Source organism: Aquirufa nivalisilvae, from assembly GCF_003143535.1.
In the GTDB taxonomy this organism is placed as follows: Bacteria; Bacteroidota; Bacteroidia; order Cytophagales; family Spirosomataceae; genus Aquirufa; species Aquirufa nivalisilvae.
In genome coordinates, this window is the sequence record NZ_CP029346.1 from 2,945,363 (window position 1) to 2,971,430 (window position 26,068).

Annotated in this window: 20 protein-coding genes; 7 read left to right on the forward strand and 13 right to left on the reverse strand. The window is 38.9% G+C overall.

Features of this window, described 5'->3' with window-relative positions; all coding sequences use genetic code 11:
* Window positions 1-3 precede the first annotated feature (3 nt).
* The 6 genes from HME7025_RS12605 to HME7025_RS12630 all read right to left on the reverse strand — a co-directional run bounded on the left by HME7025_RS12605 (window position 4) and on the right by HME7025_RS12630 (window position 12,747).
* On the reverse strand, window positions 4-1,461 hold the full coding sequence (locus HME7025_RS12605) for a DUF1501 domain-containing protein (RefSeq protein ID WP_109324582.1): 1,458 nt from the start codon (window positions 1,459-1,461) through the stop codon (window positions 4-6).
* A 4-nt stretch (window positions 1,462-1,465) separates the two neighbouring features.
* Window positions 1,466-3,796: a PSD1 and planctomycete cytochrome C domain-containing protein gene (locus HME7025_RS12610; protein WP_109324583.1), complete on the reverse strand. Its 2,331-nt coding sequence runs from the start codon at window positions 3,794-3,796 to the stop codon at window positions 1,466-1,468.
* Window positions 3,796-5,232 (reverse strand): DUF1501 domain-containing protein, encoded by a 1,437-nt coding sequence (locus HME7025_RS12615; RefSeq protein WP_109324586.1) that lies wholly within the window; start codon window positions 5,230-5,232, stop codon window positions 3,796-3,798. The genes HME7025_RS12610 and HME7025_RS12615 overlap by 1 nt, the downstream gene beginning before the upstream one ends.
* A 32-nt stretch (window positions 5,233-5,264) precedes the next feature.
* On the reverse strand, window positions 5,265-8,060 hold the full coding sequence (locus tag HME7025_RS12620) for a DUF1549 domain-containing protein (RefSeq protein WP_161956248.1): 2,796 nt from the start codon (window positions 8,058-8,060) through the stop codon (window positions 5,265-5,267).
* Window positions 8,061-8,165: 105 nt separating this feature from the next.
* Entirely contained in the window at window positions 8,166-9,668 is a 1,503-nt protein-coding gene (locus HME7025_RS12625; RefSeq protein WP_109324587.1) for a RagB/SusD family nutrient uptake outer membrane protein, read from the reverse strand.
* A gap of 10 nt (window positions 9,669-9,678) precedes the next feature.
* On the reverse strand, window positions 9,679-12,747 hold the full coding sequence (locus HME7025_RS12630) for a SusC/RagA family TonB-linked outer membrane protein (RefSeq protein ID WP_109324588.1): 3,069 nt from the start codon (window positions 12,745-12,747) through the stop codon (window positions 9,679-9,681).
* A gap of 391 nt (window positions 12,748-13,138) precedes the next feature.
* On the opposite strand from HME7025_RS12630, the gene HME7025_RS12635 reads away from it, so the two are divergent.
* The 5 genes from HME7025_RS12635 (at window position 13,139) to HME7025_RS12655 (ending at window position 15,773) form a co-directional block, all read left to right on the forward strand.
* The gene (locus tag HME7025_RS12635) at window positions 13,139-13,429 is read left to right on the forward strand and encodes a Dabb family protein (RefSeq protein WP_109324591.1); all 291 of its coding nucleotides are present in this window, start codon (window positions 13,139-13,141) and stop codon (window positions 13,427-13,429) included.
* A gap of 8 nt (window positions 13,430-13,437) precedes the next feature.
* Window positions 13,438-14,022: a Crp/Fnr family transcriptional regulator gene (locus tag HME7025_RS12640; protein ID WP_109324592.1), complete on the forward strand. Its 585-nt coding sequence runs from the start codon at window positions 13,438-13,440 to the stop codon at window positions 14,020-14,022.
* 120 nt (window positions 14,023-14,142) lie between these two features.
* On the forward strand, window positions 14,143-14,862 hold the full coding sequence (locus HME7025_RS12645; RefSeq protein WP_109324593.1) for a pirin family protein: 720 nt from the start codon (window positions 14,143-14,145) through the stop codon (window positions 14,860-14,862).
* Between the two features lie 35 nt (window positions 14,863-14,897).
* Window positions 14,898-15,428, forward strand: a complete 531-nt coding sequence (locus HME7025_RS12650; protein ID WP_109324602.1) for a YceI family protein — start codon at window positions 14,898-14,900, stop codon at window positions 15,426-15,428.
* Window positions 15,429-15,452: 24 nt separating this feature from the next.
* The gene (locus HME7025_RS12655) at window positions 15,453-15,773 is read left to right on the forward strand and encodes a hypothetical protein (protein WP_109324604.1); all 321 of its coding nucleotides are present in this window, start codon (window positions 15,453-15,455) and stop codon (window positions 15,771-15,773) included.
* Window positions 15,774-15,786: 13 nt separating this feature from the next.
* On the opposite strand, the gene HME7025_RS12660 is transcribed toward HME7025_RS12655, so the two are convergent.
* Together HME7025_RS12660 and HME7025_RS12665 are read right to left on the reverse strand one after the other, a co-directional pair.
* Window positions 15,787-16,167, reverse strand: coding sequence for a hypothetical protein (locus HME7025_RS12660; protein WP_154401977.1), 381 nt, complete (start codon window positions 16,165-16,167; stop codon window positions 15,787-15,789).
* A gap of 7 nt (window positions 16,168-16,174) precedes the next feature.
* Window positions 16,175-17,062, reverse strand: coding sequence for a patatin-like phospholipase family protein (locus HME7025_RS12665; RefSeq protein WP_109324606.1), 888 nt, complete (start codon window positions 17,060-17,062; stop codon window positions 16,175-16,177).
* 120 nt (window positions 17,063-17,182) lie between these two features.
* Between HME7025_RS12665 and HME7025_RS12670 the strand changes: the two genes are divergently transcribed.
* A complete protein-coding gene (locus HME7025_RS12670; RefSeq protein WP_109324607.1) occupies window positions 17,183-17,551 on the forward strand; it encodes a hypothetical protein in 369 nt (122 codons plus the stop codon).
* A 7-nt stretch (window positions 17,552-17,558) separates the two neighbouring features.
* Here HME7025_RS12670 and HME7025_RS12675 read toward each other — a convergent pair whose 3' ends face one another.
* Both HME7025_RS12675 and HME7025_RS12680 read right to left on the reverse strand, forming a co-directional pair.
* On the reverse strand, window positions 17,559-19,346 hold the full coding sequence (locus tag HME7025_RS12675; protein ID WP_109324608.1) for a hypothetical protein: 1,788 nt from the start codon (window positions 19,344-19,346) through the stop codon (window positions 17,559-17,561).
* Window positions 19,347-19,477: 131 nt separating this feature from the next.
* The gene (locus tag HME7025_RS12680) at window positions 19,478-20,212 is read right to left on the reverse strand and encodes an LOG family protein (RefSeq protein WP_109324611.1); all 735 of its coding nucleotides are present in this window, start codon (window positions 20,210-20,212) and stop codon (window positions 19,478-19,480) included.
* A gap of 219 nt (window positions 20,213-20,431) precedes the next feature.
* Here HME7025_RS12680 and HME7025_RS12685 point away from each other — a divergent pair, with 219 nt between their 5' ends.
* Window positions 20,432-22,861, forward strand: a complete 2,430-nt coding sequence (locus HME7025_RS12685; protein ID WP_109324612.1) for an outer membrane beta-barrel family protein — start codon at window positions 20,432-20,434, stop codon at window positions 22,859-22,861.
* Between the two features lie 32 nt (window positions 22,862-22,893).
* Here HME7025_RS12685 and HME7025_RS12690 read toward each other — a convergent pair whose 3' ends face one another.
* From HME7025_RS12690 to HME7025_RS12700, 3 genes are read right to left on the reverse strand one after another with little or no spacing between them, the layout of a single operon-like run.
* Window positions 22,894-23,742 (reverse strand): sugar phosphate isomerase/epimerase family protein, encoded by an 849-nt coding sequence (locus HME7025_RS12690; RefSeq protein ID WP_109324619.1) that lies wholly within the window; start codon window positions 23,740-23,742, stop codon window positions 22,894-22,896.
* A 12-nt stretch (window positions 23,743-23,754) separates the two neighbouring features.
* Window positions 23,755-25,458 (reverse strand): GMC oxidoreductase, encoded by a 1,704-nt coding sequence (locus tag HME7025_RS12695; RefSeq protein WP_109324621.1) that lies wholly within the window; start codon window positions 25,456-25,458, stop codon window positions 23,755-23,757.
* A 3-nt stretch (window positions 25,459-25,461) separates the two neighbouring features.
* Window positions 25,462-25,968 carry a gluconate 2-dehydrogenase subunit 3 family protein gene (locus tag HME7025_RS12700; RefSeq protein WP_109324622.1) on the reverse strand — a complete coding sequence of 169 codons (507 nt, stop codon included), beginning with the start codon at window positions 25,966-25,968 and terminating at the stop codon, window positions 25,462-25,464.
* Window positions 25,969-26,068 lie beyond the last annotated feature (100 nt).

A 26,068-nucleotide genomic window follows, 5' to 3' on the forward strand; every position in this document is an offset into this window, starting at 1 on the left:
CACTTAACTAATGATATCTCGAACTACCTTTCCTGATACATCAGTTAAACGGAACCTTCGACCCATATGTTTATAGACTAATTTTTCGTGATCTAAACCCAATTGATTTAAGACTGTAGCTTGGAAATCATGCACATGAACTGGATTTTTCTGAACATTATAGCCCAATTCATCCGTTTCTCCATACACCATACCCGGCTTAATGCCTCCTCCGGCCATCCAAATACTGAAGCAGCGCGGGTGATGATCTCTTCCATAATTATCGATGGTCAATTTCCCTTGACTATAACAGGTACGACCAAACTCCCCTCCCCAAATCACTAAGGTTTCATCCAGTAATCCGCGTTGTTTTAAGTCGGAAATCAATGCAGCAGATGCTTGATCTGTATCTTTTGCCTGACTTTGTATCTCAAATGGCAAATTCCCATGTTGGTCCCAACCTTGGTGATACAATTGCACAAATCGAACACCATTTTCAGAAAGCTTTCTAGCCAATAAACAGTTGGCAGCAAAGGTCCCAGGCACTAAACAATCAGGACCATATAATTTGATGATGTCATCTGACTCTTTCGATAAATCCATCACCTCAGGCACGGCAGTTTGCATGCGATAGGCCATTTCATACTGCTTCACCTTAGCTGAAATCTCAGGATCTCCGAATTCCTGATAAGACAAATCATTGAGCTCCGCCAAATGATCCAGCATCTCTCTTCTCTCCTTGCGATCCATTCCTTCAGGATCTCTCAAGTACAAAACAGGATCCTCTCCTTTACTAAATTGAACCCCTTGATGAATGGAATCTAAAAAACCATTTGACCATAATTTGGAATATACTCCTTGACCATTTCCGATTCCACGAGAAAGCAAAACAGTAAAATCAGGTAAGTTCTTATTCTCATTCCCCAAACCATAACTTAACCAAGAACCCATACTAGGGCGATTCCCTTGTTGCGAACCTGTCTGGAAAAACGTTAAAGCGGGATCATGATTAATCGCCTCGGTATACATGGATCGAATGATGCAAATATCATCCACAATCTTAGAAGTATAAGGCATAATATCACTTATCCATGCCCCAGATTGTCCATATTGCTTGAAATTAGTAAAAGACGGTGCCAAAGGAAATGTAGCCTGATTGGCCGTCATGCCCGTCAAACGCTGCGTACCACGGACAGATGCTGGAAGATCTAAGCCCATCATATCACAGAGTTTAGGCTTGTAATCAAATGTCTCTAATTGGGAAGGCGCGCCGTTCTGAAATAAATAAATAACCCGTTTTGCTTTAGGAGCAAAATGAGGAATCCCCGGGGTAAATTCAGCGCCATCTTGGTCTCCTCCATTCAATAAACTTGGAACCAATAATGATCCTAAGGCCACACTTCCTAGCCCTAAACTCATCGTCGACAAGAATCTTCTACGATTAAAACTTAGCCCGTGTTCCAATATTTCTTTTTCTAACATCAGCTTAGGTTCTAGTAATGGTTTCCTCTAAATTATAAATGGTATTGACCACACGCATCAATGCCGCTAATAGTTGCTTATCAACTTGATTTGGTATAGGATATTCCCCAACAGCCAACAATTTATTAGCTTGTTTTAAATTGATTTTCTTCAATTCTTTACTGTAATATGCCGTCAAAATATTCATCTCTTTCTCGGTAGGCCTCCGACAAACAATCATCCGGAAAGCCTTGTTGATTTTATCAGAAACCTGATTATTTTCTTGCAATAATTTGGCAGCCAAAACCCGAGACGCCTCCAAAACTGTTGGGTCATTCATCATCACCAAAGCCTGCAATGGAGTATTGGTTTTCAATCTTCTCACCTCACATACATCTCGATTGCTCGCATCAAAAATACTCATGGTCGGAGGAGGTACCGTTCTTTTGATTAAAGTATACATTCCTCGGCGATACAAACTAGCTCCATGATCTTGCACATACATGGATAATAATCCACGACCTGAAGTAGCTCCTTCCCATAATCCAGGAGGTTGGTACGGTTTCACACTCGGACCACCAACCATTGGTACTAATAATCCACTACTAGATAAAACCACGTCCCGAACAAATTCAGCGTTTATTCGTGAACGTGAAGAACGAGACAAGTAGGTATTTTCAGGGTCTTTAGCCAATTTCTCAGGACTCATTTTAGCCGACTGCCTATAAGTGGCCGACATCACCATTTGTTTCACTAATCGTTTTATATTCCAGCCGTGCTCCATGAAATCTACCGCTAGCCAATCCAATAATGCTGGATTAGTAGGCAATTCCCCCTGCATACCGAAATCCCCAGTAGTTTTCACAATCCCTTTTCCAAAAAACTCTTGCCACATCTGATTCACAAATACGCGAGAAGTCAGTGGGTTTTTGCGATCAAAAAGCCATTTACTAAGGCCTAATCTATTCTTGGGAAGATTTTTAGCAAAAGGCAAAATAACACTAGGCATAGCTGGCTGAACCACTTCACCAGGCGCATCATAATTTCCTCTTTTCAAGATGGTGCTCACACGTGCCGTATCCAAATCACTCATGACAGAGACAATAAGTCGAGATGTATCTTGTTTATTGATAAACTTCAAGATTCCCTTTACATCTTCATTACTGATTTCCATCAAAGGCTTTTTAGCATAGGTTTCAGGACCTCCAATCACTGACTCAATTCCTACTTCTTTCACATTATTGAAAAATGCAAAAGTCTGGTAGTAATCCTTTTGAGTAATGGGATCATATTTATGATCATGGCAACGGGCACATTCCATTGTGACTCCTAAAAATGCTTTGCCAAATAAATCACTCCGGTCCGCCACATAACTGACCCGGTATTCTTCCTGAATGACGCCACCTTCTTCCGTAATTTTATGGTTACGGTTAAAACCTGTTGCCAATAATTGTTCTTTTGCTTGGGCAGGATTGGAAGTTGGTACTAAATCTCCCGCCAGCTGCCAAGTGACAAACTGACTATAAGGCATGTTTTTGTTGAGCGCATGAATGACCCAATCACGCCAAGGCCATTGCGTTCTATATCCATCATCTTGATAACCATGGGAGTCAGCATAACGAGCCAAATCCAACCAATAAACTGCCATTTTCTCTCCATAGCTAGGATTCTTCAACAGCTCATCCACCATTTTTTCGTAGGCTTTGGGGGAATTGTCTGCCAAAAAACGATCCATTTGGCTCAAACTCGGAGGTAAGCCATTTAAATCTAAAGCCACACGTTTCAATAATCTTTCCTTATCAGCCTCCTCATTCGGACTTAAATCTTTCTGCTCCATTTTATGAAGCACAAAGTAATCTATCTCATTTTTTACCCAATCTTTCTGATCCACCTCAGGAAGGGTTGGCTTTTTAGGAGCCACAAAAGCCCAATGTTTTTCATATTTGGCTCCCTGCTTAATCCATTTTTCGATGAGGTCGATTTCTCGAGCAGATAACTTCAAATGTGAGGCTTTGGGCGGCATCATTTTCGTAGTATCATCCGTAGAAATACGAAGGAATACTTCGGATAATTCTGGTTTTCCAGGCACTAAGGCATAAGCGTTAGGATGTTCTTTTAATGCTTTAAATACGCTGACGGAATCATCTAAACGTAAGCCTGCCTCTCGCTTGTTAGCATCAGGTCCATGGCAGGCAGAGCACTTATCTGATAAGATAGGGCGTATATCAAAATTATAACTAACTAATTCAGGTATAGGTTCTTCCTGAACTTGGGAGGTATTTGAGGAACATGAATCCAAGCCCATAGCCAAACCAAGCACCAAACCATACGTTAACAGAACGTGAATCCCTTTCATTATGCTTTAATCAATAAATCTTTGACAACCTGACCTTTACCATCTGGCGTAGTATAGAAAGGTCTTTTCTCAATTTCATATTGTGTATCGGCTTTAATACCTAATGCGTGATACATGGTTTGATGAATACCAGCAATTTTGACAGGATTTTCAATGGTTTTGCACGGTCTTTCATCAGCTGTTTTGCCGTAAACGTGTCCACGCTTAATGCCTCCTCCAAACATCAGAATAGAACAACCATCTGTAAAGTGACGGTGCATCCCGTAAAATTTCATGTCATTCAGAATCTCCGGCTGATTGACTTGTTCTTTAACTGTTTGGTCAGGGCGACCTTCCACCATCATATCCCGACTAAACTCGGAAGCCACGATAACTAAGGTTCTGTCTAAATGACCTGTTTTGTCCAAATCTTTTATCAATTGCGACACGGGACCATCGATTTGTTTTTTCATGCCCACCATACGCGTATGGCCATTTTCATGGGTATCAAAACCAAAGAATGGCTCGTATTCGGTCGTTACAGAAATAAAACGAGCTCCTTGTTCCGTTAATCGACGGGCCAATAAACAACCTAGTCCAAAGCGTCCTGTATTGTAAATATCATAGCTTTCTTTAGGTTCAGAGCTTAAATTAAAGGCCTTGGATTCGGGTGAATTCAACAATATATAGGCTTGCTCCATAGAACGGCGAAGGGATTCTTTTTGATAATCACTACCAAAATCACCAAACGGGCTCTTACTAATTAAATCATTGTACAGCTTATTTCTACCTTCAAATCGTTTCATATTCATCCCAACTGGGGGACGCACACTATCCAATCCTTGACTAGGATCTGGGATGAAAAAAGGACCAAATTCATTTCCTAAAAAGCCTGCTGAGTGGAAAGCCTTTAATTCTTCTCCCTCACCTACTGTAAAACGCTGTCCAATATCGATGAACGCAGGAATCACTGGGTTTTTAGGTCCTAATTCCTTGGCAATCCAAGCACCCATATGAGGAGCCGCTACCGTTTGAGGAGGTTCATAACAAGTATGCCAATTATATTGATGGCGAGTATGCAAAATATGCCCTAAGTCGGCAGCTACATAAGAACGGATTAAAGTCCCTTTGTCCATCACACTTCCGATTCCCTCCAATCCTTCTGAAAAATGAATTCCATCTAATTTGGTTGGCACTGACTTGAAGGTACTTAGTACTCGATTCCCTTCCATTCCTTTTTCATAAGGAGTATAGCGTTTCGGGTCAAAAGTCTCAGTATGAGCCATACCACCTGCCATCCATAACAAGATAACTGTATCAGCCGAGGCGGCCCTTTGGGCAATCGGATTATTGGAACCTGCGAGCAAACTTGCCATAGGCGAGTTCATTCCCATAGCCGCCAACGTGGCCATACTCGTATTCTGTAAAAATTCCCTTCTGTTATAATTCGTCTTCATATACAAAAATACACGATATTCTATTTCAAAACTTAGATAATTAATTGAAATTCAGGAAGTAATGTGATTGCCCACACAAAATCCTGTACTCCTTCTACACTGGGCTTTTTACCCAAGTACCGTATCGCTAATTCCATTTCACGTGAACTTGGGTTACGGCCCAAAGCTTGACGATACAAAGCGTTCACCAAGGCATCACTTGTGCTGTATTTGGCTACCCAAATCTTAGCCCCTGTATTCAAGGTATAATTGAATTTTACTCCATTGGTCAATTCCAATGCCTGTAATAAATTGGCTTGTGAAGTTCTACTGGTTGAAACTGTCTCACGATTAGGTCTACCTAGTGCAGTTAAAAACGGATCATTTTTAACCAAGGCAGCACGAGCAAAAGGAATATCTTTCTTGATATCGGTTGGTAACATTTTCACTGCCAAGGCAGAATCCGAATATAAAGGGAAGAAAGACTGGCTCACCGCATCAGCAAATTGCTCGGCTGTTAATCGACGTTTCGTCATTCCTTTAAAGACATAATTAGATGCCGTTAACATAGATACTTCTTTGAAGCCAACCGTTGGTAATTGATAGGTTTTAGATGTCAAAATTTGAGACATCAATCGTTTCATATCTGACCCATTATTGGCGAAATCATAAGCCAAATAATCCAATAAATCTTGGCTCCAAGGCTCATTGTCCATGACATCTACTGGTTCAACGATACCACGTCCCATCAACTGCGCCCAAACCCGATTGACCAAAGTACGGTATAGTCGACCGTTTTTCTTTTGCACTAAAATATCTGCCAATTGAACCAAGCGATCAGCGGTGATGGGTGTTTCTTTAATTTTGCCTAATGAATTATATAAGACACCACGGCCAGCCATACGGCCTGTTGGTAAATCACATTTATGAATTTCTAACGTTTGATCCGCAAAAACATTGGCAAAGGCATAAGCGTCATCCAATTTCCAATCACTGATAAAACTATCGTGGCAAGAAGCGCATTTTAAGTTTAAGCCTAAGAATACCTGAGCCACATTCTGTGCGGCTTGCATCTCAGTGCTTTGACTCGAATTAATCGTTCCTCTCCACTTAATCCCTTTGATAAATCCTTCCGATTCCTTGTTAGGACTGATTAATTCTTTGACAAATTGGTCATAAGGTTTATTGTTTTTCAAAGAGCCATACAACCATTTAGAGATCCCAAATCGGCCGCCTGTGATATAACCTGTTCCAGTATAATCATTTCTCAATGCATCATTCCAAAAGCTAAACCAATGCTGGGCATAAGCCGAATTATCATTCAACAATGATTGTACTAACAACTCTCTTTTGTTGGCACGTTTATCCGAAATGAAGTTTTGTATGGCTTGTGGATTAGGTAATAAACCCTGCACATCCAAGTAAACTCGACGAATGTAAGTAGCATCATCCACGGGTTTTTTCCATGCAATCTTATTTTTCTTGAAATATTGATCTACAAATAAATCGATGGGTTGCTGTGCTTGGGCATTAGCCGTAGGGAGACTTGGTAAACGAGGCTCTAAAGCTGCTACTCGGTACAAACTTTTCTCTGGGCCTGTAGGCCAAGGTGCACCTTGTTTAATCCAAAATTCCAGCAAAGCAACATCTTCTTTGGTCAAACGCTTACCCTTGGTAGGCATGGCATCATCATGTCCTTCAGGTAGTTTAACCCGACGAATCATATCACTTTTATCAGGATATCCAGCCACTAAAATAGGCCCATTTTCGCCCCCTTTAAATAGAAATTCTTTCTTATCAAGGCGAAGCTTCCCTTTGGTTTTGGTGGCATTGTGGCAACTATAGCAATTATGAGCTAAGATGGTTCGAACTTTGATGTTCAATTCATCTACTTGATTCGTGTTTAAGATTTGTACTGCGGGACTTGCCACGGCATTTTCTCCTTCTTGAAAGGCAGCCGGAACTGGTCCTGTAGGTAAGTCATTAGAAATGGCCAAGTCCTTTTCTTTATCTTCAGGTAAAGCTAAAGGTCGTGTCGTATTTGGTGAATTAGGCCATGGGGCACCTTGCTTAATCCATGTTTCTAAAACTTCAATTTCTGCTTTTGTCAGACGCTTGCCTTTGGTTGGCATGGCATCATCATGACTAGCTGGTAATTTGATACGATGAATGATATCGCTTTTTTCAGGATGACCAATGACTAAGGCTTCACCATTTTCTCCTCCTTTCAAGACGTATTTCAATTCGTCTAAACGGAGCTTCCCTTTTACTTTTTTGGTACCATGGCAGTTGGTACAGTGTTTGGTCAAAATACTTCTTGCCTCAATGGCTAAAGCTTCTTTTTGATCTACATTAATATCTCCTTGTAATTTTTTTACATCAATTTTGGGTGCCACAGAAGTCGAATCTTTGGACATTTCAGGATTCCAAACAGAGCTCAAGTAATCGTCACCATGCGTCAGCATCGCGCCATAATGACCTGCAAAAGTTACTCCAAAAACGGAAAGCAATAATAAAGCTCGATAGGATTTGGTTTCGTCGGCTTTGAATGCCAACAAGGCCAAAGCTGCTAGTACCAAAGTTGCTATACCAGACCATTGGTGCCAGGCTACCGTAGTGCCTGCATAATCATCTTGGTTGGAAAGAATCAATCCAAAAGCTACGGCTAATAGGGCAGAGATACTCACTACCCAAAGCATCAAATGAATGGCTGGTTTAAATTGATGGGAGGATTGCTTCCATGAAATCGCTTCCAGCAGCAATACGACCCATAATAAACTTATGGGGAAATGTACAATTAATGGGTGTAATCGACCTAAAAAGGCTATAAGTTCAGTACTATTTTGCACAGAAATGTTTGTTATAATAGGTTTAAATCTTTGTATTACCGAGGCACGGAGAGCAAGTCCGTGCACTCGGCAATTTTACAAAGATTAATCTAAATAAAAAATCCCTTAGTTATACCCTGGGTTTTGGGTTAATTTGTTATTAATCAAAATTTGAGGAGCAGGAATTGGTAAGTAATATTCAAAATCAGAATATACATAATCCAAGGCATTAAAGGCGATTCCTCCTCTTGAAACAGTAGGATTTGCTTTCTCTCTAGCTCCATGCGCATTCATAAATGCTGTCAATTCAGCTGGAGTCATGGTTCTTTGTAAATCAAACCAACGATGATTTTCAAAGGCCAATTCCACTCGACGCTCTTGCATAATAGCTGCGCGTAAACCTTCTTTTGATAAACCTGCCAAATCAGCTAAACCTGCTCTTTTACGTATCGCATTGACATATCCCAACGCTTCAGCAGTTGGTCCAGCTGACTCATTAATCGATTCAGCCAACATCAACAAAGCATCTGAATAACGTAATACTGGCCAGTTATTATCTGAACGTCCAGAAATGGTGTGTGGATACTGGTATTTAGCAACAAATGGAATTCCAACAAATGTCCCGTTTAAGGTATAACCCGTTTTCAAAGAAATATCTTTACGCAAATCTCCTGCCTCATAGGCATTGATCATATCACGCGTTGGAATATTTCTACCACTTGGAGTCGTGTTGGCATAACCTGTCACAGCTCCTTGAGATAAACGTGGTGCAAAAACGTACACAAAGTTACTTTGCTCTCCTAAGTCATTACCACCTTGATATTGAACTTCAAAAATAGACTCAGGTCCGTTTTTCTTCGCTGGATCAAAGTTGTCTTTGTAGTTGGCATTCAAAGAATAGCCTAAACTTAAAATATCCTTCAATGTGGTGGTTGCAGCGGCATAGTTCTTTCTAGTTAAATAGACTTTCCCTAACAAAGCTACGGCAGCGCCTTTTGTTACCTTACCTTTTCCTGATGCAGGGTAAGTAGCAGGTAATAGCTTCACTGCATCAGCTAAATCCGTTTCAATTTGCTTGTATACATCCGCCTGAGAAGAACGTACTAAATCAAATGATTCATTGGGATTAGTCAAAGTCTTCGTGGCCAATACAACATCTCCGAAATAACGAGTCAGATTGAAATAATGGTAAGCACGTAAGAATTTCAATTGTCCTTCGATGGCCGCCTTTGCAGTAGCTTCGACGGTAGAAGGTGCTAATTTCTCCAATGCATAATTGATATTGTACATCGTTGCGTAATGGTTGTTCCAAAGGGTAGAAATTTCTCCATTTCCTTGGTTCACTGTGGAGAATTCAAACGCCTCCCAACCTGCAGCCCCACCACGATCCAAAGGATTGAAGTCGAGTGTAGTATTGTCTGACATGAATTCCTGCTGAATATAGGCCGAGTTTGTTATCGTTTGTAATTGACCGTATATTCCATTCAAAGCCTGATTGAATTGAGTTTCATTTTGATAAAACAAATCTCGACCAATCCTCGTAGGATCTGTTGTCGTCAAAAAGTCTTCTTGACAAGAAAACTGAATGAAGCAAAAGGATAATAATATTGAAGCTGTTATTTTTTTCATTTCTGTAGAATTAGAAGTTTATTTTAACACCAAGAGCCATTGTTCTTGGAACTGGATATGACTCATCGTCATTGTTCAATTCCGTTCCACCTCTAACACCTGCGTCTGGATTATTTCCTGGATAGTTAGTAAATAAGAATAAGTTATTCGCTGTAAAGAATACTCTCGACTCGCTGAATATATTACTCATTTTAGGAAGTTTATACCCTAAAGTAACTGCCTTTAACCAAACATAACTTCCATCATATACATAGCGCTCACTACTTTCACGTGACCATTTAAAATAGCTCGTTCCTCCTTGTGAGTTTTTATCATTTGGATTTGTACCTGGATTAGTCGCAGATCTCCAACGGTCTTTTGCTTTATCTAACACATTAAATACACCGTCCATGTTCATGGTCGACGCTTCAATGTTACGATAGATATCAAAATCCTGTGCTCCTACAAATAGTACGTTTAAATCCCATCTGCGGTAATCGGCTGCCATTGTCCATGCCCAAGTAAATGCAGGGTTTGGATTACCAATCTCTGTCATATCTTGCGTATCATAAGAAATAACGCCATCTCCATTCATGTCTTTGAACTTCATACCTCCAGGAATTACTCCATCTTGCTTAGCCCATGCATCTATTTCTGCCTGAGTATTGAAAATTCCTTCTTTTCTGTAGCCATAAATCATACCAATCGGACGACCTACTTTCATGACATTGTAACCTCCATAAAAGCTACCATACCAAAGCATATCATTAGCTCCTTTGATCGCTAAAATTTTACTTTGATTCATCGTCACATTCACATTGGTTCTGAAATTAACAGGTCCCAAACTAGTACGATAATCAGCACTTAATTCAACTCCTGTATTTTGAACTTGACCAATGTTGTCCAAACTTGTTGTAAAACCTGAAACAGCCGGAATAGACACTGGCAATAACATGTCATTAGTTACCTTTTTATAGTACTCAAAAGTGAATGTCAACTTATTATTAAACATGGCCAAATCTAAACCAATGTCCAATTGATCTGATTTTTCCCACTTCAATGAAGAGTTAGCGAAATTACTGATCACTTTCCCTGCCGCGAAGCTATTTCCTAAGATGTAGTTATTTGCCCCTACGAAAGCTAAACTTGGATAGTTACCAATGTTATTGTTACCTGTAACCCCCCAACTCGCACGAATCTTCATATCATTGACAAAGCTAAGATCCTTCATAAAAGGCTCTTCTGAAATTCTCCAGCCTACAGATGCCGCTGGAAAATCTCCGTACTTATTGCTTTCTCCAAAACGAGAACTTCCCTCTCTACGGAAAGAAGCAGAGAATAAATATTTATCCTTTAACGCGTAATTGACACGAGCAAAATAGGCTAATAAAGACCAACTATATTCATAGGAGTTTGATGAACGAATCGATCCCGCTCCTAAATATGGAACCAAATCATCTGGAAAAGTATTTGCCGATCCATCTATACCATATACTTGCTCTTTCTGAGAAGTAAAACCTACCATCGCATCTAATTTATGCTCTTCTCCAATTTTAGGAGAATAGGTTAACAATTCATCAAAAGATACGTTTTGCAATTGCTCAGAAATATCACGTGCTGTCGCAATTCTTGGAGGCGCACCCGATGTTCCAGAAGCAACTGAGGCTCCAATGGTTGAAGGCACATACTCTTTAAATCGATTGTAATTCATTTTACCATTAACCGATGTTCTGAATTTCAATCCATCCACGATGGTGAATTCTGCAAAGGCATTGGCTAAAACATCTGATATATTTCTTTTGCGAATTACATTTTGTAATAAAAAGACTGGATTTGGAAAACCAAAAGCTCCATCAACACCACCAATATAAGGACGCATCGTTCCGTCTGCATTATAAATAGGTTCACGTGGATCCATCAATAAGGCGCCACCCACTAAAGCACTACGACCGTCGGTATTAGCTACATTTTGACGAGTCAAACTTCCATTGACATTTAATCCAACCGTTAAGAATTTATTAACCTGACCTCCGTTATTGGAACGAATCGAGATACGGTCATAATCGGTGTTCATGATGGTACCATCTTCTTTATAATAACCTACAGAAAACATCGACTTGATTGGGCCTTTACCTGACGTAATCGTCAAGTTGGCATCTTGGTAAGCAGAATTCTTGTTGATAATAGCACCAAACCAATCTGTTGAATATTTCGTTTGCTCAGGATAACGATATCCAATAGGTACCTCTTCTAAAGAAGGTTCTCTATTTTGTAAAATACGAATAGCATCCATGAAAACGTCTTTCTTGAATTGAGCAAACTCTTGTCCATTCAACATTTTCACACGACGTGAATCAGGAATGGAGTTTACACCATAGTCTAAAGAGAAATTCACATTCACTTTGCCTTCTTGAGCATTTTTAGTAGTAATTAACACTACCCCGTTTGAACCCCTAGCTCCGTAAATCGCGGTAGAAGCCGCATCCTTTAGTACAGAGATACTCTCAATATCATTCGGATTAAAGTTAGAGCCCACGGAAGTACCTACCACAAATCCATCAATAACGTATAAAGGATCACTACCTGCTCCTAAAGAACCTATACCACGTACACGTACTTCAAAAGCTCCACCTGGGGTACCCGCTTTTTGTTTAACAACTACTCCGGACGCACGACCTTGTAATAATTGGTTCATGTTGCTAGCCGGCTGTTCCCCAATATCTTTCATGCCAATCACTGATACGGCTGAAGTGATATCTTGTTTTCTTTGGGAGCCATAACCTACCACAACCACTTCGGTCAATTCTTTTAGATTTTCTTCCAATAGCACGTCAATTACAGTACGACCTTGCACCGATTCTGACTTAGGTAATAAACCCACTGAGGAGAAATTCAGAACGGCATTTCTCGATGATACACGAATTGAATACTCTCCATTAGCATTAGTCACTGCACCGTTATTCGTTCCTTTTTCTAACACCGAAGTGCCGGGAACTCCTGCTCCTCCGGTAGTGCTTACTTTACCTCGGACTTGCACACTTTGAGCAAGTCCTTGGTAAACCAGGAGCATACAAAAAATTAGTAATGATAGTTTTTTCATAATAAGAGGTTTGAGTTTGGTTTTAAAAGGGTTGTATAATACCTGCTTCTCAAATAGAACTATTTAAAGAAACAATGATATTATTAGACCCAACTAACTCATTTGAGCAAAGTCAACCATCCTTAACTATCCTTATTAAAATTATTTATTATCTATTGTATCTTTTTGATAATCAGGCTAAAGCGACAAAATGATTATTATACGGTAATGGGAATTTGAATACCGAAAAAGAAATAGTCCAATTTTTTCGAAAAAAAATCAAATAACTGATTGGGGCTATGAAAAATAAACCTAAATATGACCCTACGCATAAAGTTAAAAATAGTACCTATTCAAGATTCAAATCTGAGTTATTCAAAATATTTCTACCTTTGATTATAAATTTTAAGCTATGATTTTCCATTCTGTATTTCTCCAATTTAAATCCAATGTAAGCCTTGAGCAACAAGATCATTTCTTCTCGGAGGCCAAAAAATTAGCACAAATACCTGGGGTGCAATCCTTTCAATGTCTACAAGAAATAAGTCCTAAAAACCCCTTTGAATTTGGCTTAATCATGCAATTTGAAACGAATACCCTTTATCAAGCTTATACGAATCATCCCGATCATATCCACTTTGTAGAAAACATTTGGATACCATCGGTAGCCAATTTTCAGGAAATAGACTACACCGTGATTTAATAAATACCATGTCGGCAAACATAGCATTATCCAATATTAAGAAGCTTATTCCTCTGAGTGATGCAGATTGCGAATTGATTGACCGAACCTGGAGAAGAGTGAAACTAACTAAAAAAGAGAATTTATTTGAACGTGGCGAAATTACTAAAGATGCCGCATTGGTTATTTCTGGCTGCTTAAGATCCTTTTCCATAGATGAAAATGGTTTTGAACATATCATGCAATTCGCACCAACCAATTGGTGGATTACCGATATGTATAGTTTCATATCTCAAAAACCAGGAGATCTAAGTGTTCAAGCCATCATGGATTCCGAAGTTGTGCTACTCAGTCGAAAAGACCAGTTAATGCTCTTTGACAAAATCCCCGCACTAGAAAGGTATTTCCGAATTTTGACCGAGAACTCCTTAGTGGCCTATCGACAAAGGCTCATTGATAATCTAAGTCTAAGCGCCAAACAACGCTACGCTAATTTTTGCCAAACATTTCCAACTTTAATTAATGACGTTCCGCAAAAGTTAATCGCTGCTTACATTGGTGTCACTCCCGAATTCCTAAGCAAAATGCGAAGCGAATATTTACGATCCATTTAATTGTTGATTCATTTTCTATTTCGCTGTTTTCTAATGGCTTAGCTCCATTTACTTTCTTAATCTACATTATGTTTTTACTGTTTATTGGTTACGACCTTTGTATTGTTAATTCAAAACAATATGACAAAGAGCATCTTACACAAAGCAGACTCGAGGGGCCAAGCCAATCATGGGTGGTTGGTTAGCTCTCATACCTTTAGTTTCGCCAATTATTATGATCCTTCAAGAATTCATTTTGGCGCACTAAGAGTACTCAATGATGATATGGTAAAAGGTGGAATGGGTTTTGGTCAACATCCCCATGACAACATGGAAATCATCAGTATTCCATTAGAAGGAGATTTAGAACACAAAGACAGTATGGGTAACGTGGCGGTTATTCGCCAAGGAGATATTCAAGTGATGAGTGCTGGTACGGGTATTTACCACAGTGAGTATAATCACCATAAAAATGAGGCCGTTAAATTCTTGCAAATTTGGGTATTCCCAAATAAGAAAAACGTGACACCCCGCTATGACCAAATCACTTTACAAAATAAGGATAGCCTAAATCAATTGCAGCAAATCCTTTCTCCTAATCCAGAAGATGAAGGAGTTTGGATACACCAAGATGCTTGGTTTCATTTAGGTCATTTTGAAAAAGGCAAAACAAGTCACTATCAATTAAAAAAACCAGATAATGGTGTTTATGCTTTCGTTTTAGAAGGCGATTTTCAAATCAACGGTTATGATTTGAACCTTCGAGATGGATTAGGACTTTGGGATTTAGAAGGCTTTGATCTAAAAGCACAATCTGAAAATTCCAAAATTCTATTGATGGAAGTTCCTATGCACATTTAACACATAATTAATCAAACTAATAACAAACAAAAATCATGGCAAATTTAACTTGGGCATTAGACCCTACTCACTCCGAAATTCAATTTAAAGTAAAGCACTTAATGATCACGAATGTGACAGGTGGATTTACTGATTTTAATGTCAATGCAGAAAGCTCTGACGAATCTTTTGCTGATGCAAAAATTAATTTCACAGCCAAAGCAGCTAGTATCACAACGGGAAATGAACAGCGTGATGCACACTTAACCAGCGCTGATTTCTTTGAAGCTGATAAATTTGAAAACATCAGTTTCAGCTCTACAGGTATCGAAAAATCAAGTGATGACGAATTCAATCTATTAGGTAATTTAACCATCAAGGACGTAACTAAACCCGTAAAAATTCATGTAGAATTTGGTGGAGTAGCTAAAGATCCTTGGGGAAATTTAAAAGCTGGATTTACCATCAATACTAAAATCAACCGTACAGATTTCGGCTTAAACTGGAATGCAGCATTAGAAACAGGTGGTGTATTAGTTAGCGAGGAAATTAAAATCGCAGGAGAAATCCAATTAGTAAAAGCCTAACCATTATTTTATCCTATACTCAACATGAAAATTCATAATGTCTTAGTGGTAGGAAAAAACGAAGCAATCGTAGCATTGCTGATCAAACTAGTAAATAAGTACCCCGAGCTTTTTGCTCTGGGTACTTGTGAGCTAGAAGAAGTTCCAACTATATGCCAAATAAGTCCTGTGGACGTATTACTTTTCAGCAGTGGATTATGCTTAGCTGAAGAAAAAGACATTTCACAGAAAGTCGCACAATTTCACTCAAATGTAAAAACGGTAGAGCATTTTGGGGGAGGTAGCGGACTTTTACGAACAGAATTAAATCAAGCCCTTGGCCTAATATTAGCATGTCCTGAGTAAAAATCTACTCACATCAATCACAAATTTCAATTGATAAGCCTTTGTTAGGTACTGGACTGTAAGCTTTACATTGAGCACACATTTTGTCTTCAGGTAAAGCGGAAATACTGAAATAAAATTCATCTCCCTCTTTCAAGTTTGTTGGGAAAGAACATATGCTTTTTAAGGCAAAAGCCTTAGAATACGTTTTACCTGTCATTGGGTGTTTCCAAGTCATTTCTACTTGACTGCTGTCTACCTGTCCCTCCAATACTTCAATCACATAATTCATACAGATTCCTTGGACCGCTAATCTTCCTTTTAAACAGGTCGACTTCGGCAATTCTTCTCTTTTACAGGCCAAGCACAAGCATAGACTTACACATAGACCTAAAAATAAAGCGCTTCTTTTCATGTTTAGCTTATCGTTTCGTTTTAGCTGATAATGCTTTCAAACAAGCTTTTCGACCATAAGAAATCAATTCTTTTGCTCGATCAAACTCAAATATGGAAGATATCGATTTAGGTATTTCAATCAATATGTCAGGAGGATATTTGTCCACCATCATTTCCGTCACCTTATCTTGCGTCATTTCATAGGAATAAAAAAGAATATCACTCAGTGATTTTGTACTAGCTAATGTCGTTAAATCCTGCGTAGCTGGACTTATCCAATTTTTTCCCAACCATTCTTTAATCCCTTTTAACAGCTCTGAATCTTCTGATTGATTCTTTTCTGGCAAAACAAAAAACGGAGAGTCTCCATTTAAGTCCACCGCAATGACAAGTTCATCCTCTTGTTTTTTAACCACATTTAATGGAAGAGGATTCAGCACTCCCCCGTCGACCAAAACATGTTCTCCATCAATCACAGGAGTAAATATTCCAGGTATGGCAATTGATGCTCGTAATGCCCGATACAAATCTCCGGATTGAAACCACACTTCCTTTTTCGTATACATATCGGCAGCTACTGCCGTAAATGGAATCTTAAACTCCTCAATTTGAGGAACATTGATAAATTGAGATAATACTTCAAAAATCCGTTCTCCTTTCACAAATCCATGTTTGCCTAAGGTAAAATCCAAAAGGCTAAATACTTTGCTTTTGGTCAATCCCAAAGCCCAATCTTTATATGCCTCATGAAAACCTGCCGCATAAATTCCCCCAACAACCGCCCCCATAGAGCAGCCTGTCACACTAATAATCTCATAATCATGTTCTTCTAGTACATCGATGACCCCCATGTGCGCAAAGCCTCTGGCTCCTCCACTTCCTAAAACCAAGTGCACCTTTTTCTTTGATTCCATAGAATTCAACAACAATGTTCTAAATTACAGCTCAATAATTGAGCTCGAAGAAAACAATTTGCAACCCAATTTACAATAAATCTTCCTGCTATTTCGTATGAATATGAGCAACAGGTAACCATGAAAAAGTACGGAATATTACTCTTACTGCCTCTTCTTATTCACTGTAAAAGTGCAGAGAAATTGAATCCTAGCTGCTACCAAGGCAAATTAGTACTGCAAGGAATCTGTATGAATTATGTCATCGAGGCTGTCAATAAAGACGTCGATACATCCAAAGTGGCAGTCAATTGGCAAAATCCTTCCACAGGGAAAAACTACCAGCATGTATTTGCTTTAGCGAGTATATGTAGCTTTCCTTCCAACATCAAAGAAGGCGACAGCTTTACCTTCAAAATCATTGATCCCCCTAAAGAAAATACTTGCGCCCAATGCCTGGCTTATAGTCCGACTCCAACTAAAAAACTGTTCATAGAAATCTGCCCTTAATCCTCAACTAGGCCAAATTTCTCTCTAAACTTGGAATAATTAAGTCTTCAATACGCTTTTCCATTTGTTTCAAATCAGGTAACATATTTTTCCAATTAGGAACCTGTAAAGCTTTATAATATTCCACACCAGCAAGCAGGTTCTGTTTGAATGTCTTCAAATATCGCTCCTGCTTTACATTCATGTTTTCAATACTTTCTGCCAACTCATTTTTAAGGTAGTCCACATAAAGGCCCAATTCTTTCACAAACAAGTTCGGACGATCTTGGGTGTTCAAAATATTGATTCGTCCATAAATATGATCCACCATTTCTTTCAAAGAATATACCCCTGAAAAATATGCTAAATTCGGACCAGGACAAATTGCGATGGAATTTAAGTGATGTTTCGGCTTGATTCCATGATTTTTCAACACGGATGTTCCCAATCCTGTACACAAACAAGCCTTTTCTGTAATCTTATCAAATATCTTTTGGAATTCATTTTTAGGCAAATTCTGAGCTTCCAACTCTTTAATTTTAGCATGTTGATACTGACGAGAAGCTGTACAAATGGGCTTTTGCGTAAACTCGGTGTTTGTAGATAAATACTCTAAATTACACGGACTACCTGGTCTTCCTTTTTCTATTCTTTCCAAACGTTGTTTTTCAGAACTACTCTTTCTGAAATTATTAAAAGGAACACCTAAAGGTGAAGCATGACTCATGTAATAGTCTGACTCCTCTGCCGTTGCCAAGGCCGTCAATGTAGCTTCATCTACATTGGTAGCCTCAGGAACTAACAAAAATGGACTTCCCCAACCTGTTCCTTGAGTTTGGTAATGTTCCAATAAAAATTCGTTTTCTTCGCTAGTACCTATTCCACCTTGTACGGTAATTCGCATCTCGGGTAATTCCGCATAGTTAATTCCTCCTTTTTCTGTCAATACTTTTTGACACATATCAAAAAGCTCTTGTTTCATCACCTCTCTACTATTCTTAAATTCTTCCAAAATGGGGCCCAATAATAGCCCATCCGTAGCAAAGGCATGGCCTCCACAATTTAAACCTGATTCTATTCGAAATTCAGAAATCCAAAGTCCTTTTTTAGCTAATAATTTCCCTTGAGTTAAAGCACTTCTAAAATCACTGACTTTCAAGATGATTTGCTTCTTTAACTCCCCTTGTTCATTAGGGAAAAAGTCGTCAAATTGCTCGATATAACTATATAATAAGGGATTGTATCCTGCTGAAAAAATAACAGAAGATTTTAAATCACTCAACGCATACCCACGAAGTGCAGATAAAGCATCGGCATATTCTTTTTCCAAAGCTTCTCCCTCTTTGTTATAATTCGTCTTATTCACTTTAGACATAATATTCACATCAATGGAACCTGGAATAATACTTTCTCTCAAGTAATTTTCTACCGATTCCTCTTTTGTTAAAAGCCAAGAAAGATATGCTTGCTTCAACGTAGACGTTTCCGGCAATAAGTCAAAATAACGATGTAAATCTGTTCCTTCCTCCCAAGTTTGAAGACGCATGGCATCGATTTTTTCATTCACCAATTCATTCACCAAATTCAAATAGGCTTGAATACGCTTCGCACGATAATCACTAGCTGTTTTAAAAATAGGCATGAAATTTCGACCGTTCGCTTTAGAATGAACTTCCCGCATTTCTTCGACCAAGTGATCATCCATAATGGAAATAACTGATGAAATTCCCAAATGAGCTACTTTAAGAGGCGTATCAATGGTAAAGCCTAATCCCATGACAGGGATATGAAATGAATGTGCGAGCTTTTTTGACATAATCTAATGTTGTTTGTCGCAAAGTTCAACCCTAAGTCTCCAAATAAATATGACCTTCGTCAGGTATACCAACTTATTAAATGCCACTATAATAAGCCATTACCTATAAATTAGGTCGGTGGCTATGTTCCCTATCGCTTTTTGTATATTCGTTTCTCCCCCAAAATCCACAATGGTTGATTTGGATTTTCCCGAGATGGAACTCGTTTCTCTGATTTGGTTTGAATATGCTCAATGGCCAAATGGATGTCGTCCGTAAATAAGATATAATCAAAGTCGTTAGGACCAACGGTCTCTTCTTTCACTAATGATTCAAAATAAGCCATTAATTTCTCATGGTATTCTAAACCCATCACCACAACTGGGAAGTGATTGATTTTCCCTGTTTGGATTAAGGTAATGACCTCAAAGAACTCATCCAAAGTCCCTAATCCCCCTGGCATGACCACAAAGCCCGAAGAGTATTTTCGAAGTAACTCCTTTCTTACTGAGAAGTAACGGATCGTGACAAATTTATCTAAGTAAGGGTTGGCTTGTTGTTCAAATGGCAATTCAATGTTACAGCCCAGCGATACTCCACCTGCTTGACTGGCTCCTTTATTGGCTGCTTCCATGATCCCTGGTCCTCCACCAGTCATGATGGCAAATCCTAATTTGGAAAGCTCCCCAGCCAACTTCTCTGTGGTTTGATAATAAGAATGATCAGCATCAAAACGCGCTGATCCAAAAATAGTAATACATGGCCCAATGAAATGGAGATTTCTAAATCCTTTGATGTATTGAAAAAGTACTTCAATTGAAAAAATCAGTTCTTTCCAACGAGCTCGTGGTCCTTTTAAAAAATCAAATTCGTTTGTCCATTTCATAGTTATCGCATTGAATTCATTGGAAACGAATTTACATGATTAAATAGTAGGGCCAAACCTTTTCTATTTTTCCTGACCAAATTCATTTTTGGATATAACTAAATGGGAATTGGCACAAAAAACACGCATTGAGCCCGAAAAACTTACATACTAGGACATATATTTAGCTAGCAATAACTATCTTTTGAAAGAATACTACCCCTTGCCTATCATCCTCTCATGAAAAAATCCTTGTTGGTCATACTTTTGACTGTCTTCAATATATCCATCGTTATAAGTCAAGGTAAAACTATCTCTGGTAAATTAGTTGATCAACTAAGTCGCCAAAAAATCGAATTCGCCAGTATCAGTCTTTGGAAAAAAGATTCTACCGTTTGGAAAGGGACATTGAGTGACACCCTTGGTAATTTCGAATTTCGAGATGTTCCCAACAATCTCTCCTTTATTAAATTCCAAGCTTTATCTTACAAAACTCGGACTATTAGCTTACAGGAATTCCAAGCAAGTAAATCCCATGAAATATCCCTTGAAGCCGAAAATCAAACACTGAATGAAATCATCGTCAAGGGAGAAAAAGCAGTTGCCTCGTTACAAATTGACAAGCAAACTTTTCAAACTAAGCAATTTCAAAATGCAGCTAATGGAACAGGGATGGATCTCATGCAACGTCTACCGGCTGTTACCATCAATACCGAAGGTGAAATTTCATTAAGAGGAAGTTCTGGTTTTATTTTATTAGTCGATGGAAAACCTTCAACACGGACTCCTGCCGATATTTTAGCTCAATTACCTGCTAATATCATTGAGAGTATTGAAATTATTACAAGCCCATCTGCCAAATACGATGCCGATGGTAAAGCAGGAATGATCAACATTATCACGAAAAAAAATACGAGAATAGGAACCGCTTGGTCTGGAAATATCATGAACGGAGGCACGCTGCCTTTACGTTTTGGCAGCGATCTTCAATGGACTTTTACCGACAAAAAATGGAGCGTATTTGCTGCGGCGGACTATCGAAGGTATGACATCGATGGCTATCGTGTAGGTGAAATTCGAACAAAATATCAAGATACATTAACTTATATGCCTTCTGTAGGAGTGAGAAATTACATGGATTTCCAATATTCCATTCGAGCAGGTGGCTCATTTCAAGCTAGTTCTAAGGACATTTGGAATTGGTCAGCTTATATGGGTGAAAAACAAACAGACCGAACTGCCAACCTGCATTACCAAGACTTTATTAATGCCAATCCCTCTCGTGAATTATTTAGTGCATTTAATACAAACCAAGTTCCTTACAGACAATTTTACAATCAAAACTTATTTGTACGTTCAGGGAAATTTCAAACTTACAACATCGATTATACCCGCACATATGCCAACCAAGGAAAATTGAGCCTATTGGGTTTATATGAATATTCTAAATTGGGTGGCCCTCTCAACAATTACGATACCTATGAGGGAAACAATAAACTTTTATTGTGGGAAAGATCAACAGAGACTAGTCCCTTGAATGCTTGGAGGTTTCAAGTAGATTACAGCCTTCCACTTCGAGCAAATAATAAGCTTGAATTTGGTTATCACTTTAGACACTTAAATCATCAAGGAGATTTCCTTTTTGAACGTTTTGCAGAAGGAACTAGCTCATGGGTATCTGATCCGAATTACACGGACAAAATGGAATTAGTTCAGCGTATTCACGCTCCATACATCCAATTAAACGGAAGCAATAAACAATTTTCTTATGCTTTAGGATTAAGGTCAGAATGGATGGATCGTACACTTACTCACGCAGGAGAACCTGGAAAAACCTATGCGCTTAATCAAGTTTATTTATTCCCTTCCCTGCAAGGAATTTGGAAATTAGACGGAGAAAAGACCTTGCGTATTGGTTATAGCCGAAGAATTGAACGGCCAACTAGCAAATTAATGTCTCCATTCAAAAACCACCGTCATGCCGAAACCGTAGAAACAGGAGACCCTAATTTATTACCTGAAATAGCTAATGTAGTCGAAGTTGGCCTGAGCAAAGGATTCGAAAATTTCTCATTTACTGCTACTGCCTATGTCAATTTTCTACATGATAAGGTATTTAGAGTTAATGAAATTTACAGCAGAACTATTTTAGGAAGAACCTATACCAATGCAGGAAATTCACAATCTACGGGTATTGAATTTTTAACTGAATATAGACCTGCCAAAATTTGGAAAGTCTACTTATCGGGAAACCTCTATCAGTTTGATGTACAAGGAAATTTCAGAGGAATAGAAACTCAGCAAAGTAGCTTCAATTATAATCTAAATGGAAACACTAGCCTGGATATCAGTCCAAAATTGCGCTTTGCTTGGGATTTTACGTATTTATCTAAATCCGTAACCACGCAAGGGCATGACTCTGATTTATTGCTTTCCAATGTCAGCTTGAAATATACTCTTTGGGAAAATCGAGCTAATCTGAATTTACAGTGTCTTAATGTATTCAATTCTAATATTCAAACCATTGTCACTCAAACCCCAACCTTTTTCAGCAGTACTGATTACCGAAAATGGGATCGTGTCATTCAATTAAGTTTTGGTTTCCGAATTAATGATCGGGGACAAAAAACGAAGTCTACCAAAACAGAATATGGAGAAAAAGAATTTTAATAAAAAAGCCCCGAATTTCGGGGCTCTTCTTTTTACAACGATTTCAAATAACTAATACTCAAGGGCACATTGACCATTTCATTATCACTTTCGTCTTCTATAAAGCAATGCTCTACGCCCGCTTTTTTACCTAACTGAATAATCTTTTTCCAATTCCCTTGTCCAGTGCCTACTGGAACATCATTGACAGCAGGAGTATGTCCTGTCAAATCCCCAACAATCCCTTTACGTAAATCTTTCACATGCATCAATTTCCAGCGGCCCGGATATTTTTTCAATAATTTAACAGGCATTTTTTCTCCTCCGCCATGTAAAGTCCACAATACATCCATTTCAAATGACACATAAGCTGGATCTGTCTTTTGAATGATGTAATCCAATAAAGTTCCTTTCTCAAAAGGATGAAACTCATATCCATGGTCATGGTAACACAGCGTAATACCATTTTCCTTCAATACCTTTCCTGCTTTATTAAATACGTTCACTGCTTTTTGAGCATCCTCTAAAGTGAAGTCGTTTCCTTTGTGAGGAATCCATGCGCACATAACAAATTTTGCACCTAGTACTTTTGCTTTTTGAATTACAGCCATTGGATCCTTCTCCAATTCTCCAAAATCCGCCCCAGTGGATGGAATCGAAATTCCCCTAGCATCACATTGTTGCTTAAATTCTTGTAATGTCATTCCCTTGGCACCTCCACCTTCTAATTCAGTAAAGCCCATTCCTTTGATGACATCCAAGGTCTTAAGTGGGTCTTGTGGAAATTGCTTTCTAAATGTATAAGCCTGAACTCCCAATGGGTAAGTGTATACTTTCTGGGCATAAGCTCCCAAACTTAGGGTAATTCCCAGCAGGGCAATCATCAATCGATTTGTTTTCATGTGTATTTTGTTTTATAAGTTCTTTTTCTTCAATTCATCCACTGCATGATTTGCCGCTCGGGCAGCCAATGCCATGAAAGTTAAGGTAGGATTTTGTGTTCCGGTAGATGTCATACAAGCACCATCCGTCACAAATACATTTTTACAGGCATGTAATTGATTCCATTCATTCAATAAAGAAGTGGCAGGATTCTTCCCCATGCGAACACCTCCCATTTCATGTATATCTGCCCCTGGTGCCGAACGAGAATCGGCCGTCCTTATTTGCTGAAAGCCCGCCTTTTCAAACATTTCTTGCATTTGCTCTCTAAAATCTTTGACCATTTTGACATCATTTTCCGTCCAATCACAAGAGAACACTATTTGCGGAATCCCATATTTATCTTTCAAATCGGAATGTAATCGAATGTGATTTTGCTCCGTAGGAACCGTTTCTCCCATCATCCAAGCGGAAATGTTCCAATTCCCCCATTGTCGACTCAATAAATTATCTCGTAAAGTGTCTCCAATACCTGTTTGTTTGGAATACTCCCCTCTACCTCCTCCCACACCTACTGCATAGCCACGTAAAAAATCCGTTTCCTGACGAAGTACATTCCTGAATCTAGGAATATAAGCATTACTGGGATTTCCTCCCTCCGTCTTTTTATCTTTAAATCCATCATAACTTGCATTAGCGGTACCTCGATAATTATGCCAAGCAATGAATTTCCCCAAAAGGCCCGAATCATTCCCTATGCCATTGGGAAAACGACTTGATTTGGAATTCAAAAGAATCGCATTGGTGTTGATGGTTGAACCATTAACAAAAATCACTTTAGCATAAAATGAAATCATTTCATGGCTTTGAGCATCAATCACATTGACACCAATTGCCTTTTTCTTTTTCTCATCGTATAGGATGGAATGTACGACTGCATGTGGACGTAAGGTTAGGTTTCCTGTCTTAGCCGCCCAAGGAAGCGTAGAGGAATTACTACTAAAATACCCTCCATAATTACATCCTCTATTGCATTGTCGCTGACTTAAACATCGACCACGGCCCTGTTGAAAATGAATTTCTTGAGGGTCTGTAAGGTGAGCACATCGACCAGAAATAACCCAACGGTTGCCATAAGCTTTAGTTAGAGTTTCTTTAAAATGTTGTTCCAAACAATTTAATTCAAATCCGGGCTGAACGATGCTATTGGGAAGTTCAGCCAAATTATCATTAAAACCTGCTATCCCAGCAAATTTCTCCACATGATCATACCAAGGTTCTATATCTTTGTAACGTATAGGCCAATCCGTTGCAAATCCATCTCGAATAGGTCCCTCAAAATCATAATCAGACCAACGCTGAGTTTGTCTTGCCCATAATAAAGACTTCCCTCCTACATGATATCCGCGTGTCCAACGAAAAGGTTTTTCATACACGACAGGCTGCTCATCATCTGGTAATGCCCAATGCTTGGTTTCCTCACGCATAAATCCACTAGCAGAAAAGCCTTGTTTATCAGCTAGGCTGACAGTCCCTCGATGTTCAAATTCCCAAGGAGCTTTAGAAGCGGTAGGATAATCTTCCACATGCTTCACCTGCCTGCCTCGTTCTAAAACCAAGGTTTTCAAACCGCGATCACAAAACTCCTTAGCCGCCCAGCCTCCACTTGCTCCTGATCCTATGACAATAACATCATAGGTATTTTTCTTCGCAATAGTTAGATTCAAATTGGCCATAGATTATACATTTACACACCCATGGTAAAAACCTGGTGCCATCACATAATGGTAATGCTCCGTCAATACATATTCTGAAGTTGTATAACCTCGAATTGTCTCAGTTCGTAAAGTCGTATATGCCCAAAGATGTTCGGCCGACTTCTCTAAGTCTACTAATAATCCTTCTCGCTGAGCTGCACTACATGCCCCAAATGTCAAATGGTGATTTAAATCGGCCTGTAACATCAAAGCTTTGATAGCTGCTTTTAGTTTATTTTGATCTTCTATGGTATAACAATCACTAAAAAGTTTTTCTAAAAATAGCTCCACCCCAACCCCATTGGCTCCCTTTGATGCACCTTCAGGAATAAATGTTCCTGCTATGAGTCGAAGCATTTCTTTTTCCTCTAACTTAAATACATGACTCGTAACTATATTTTCTCTACTCCAGCCTTGAGCCCAACTAGGCAAAATCACCATAGCTCCAGCTGAAAGGGCAATCGACTGCAAAAGCTTTCTTCGTTTCATAAGTAGATTATTATTCCTGTAAATTGGATGAAAAATCAAGATTTACTACCATTCACTACCCTGATGCTACCCATTGGCTAATACAGGGAATGATCATTGC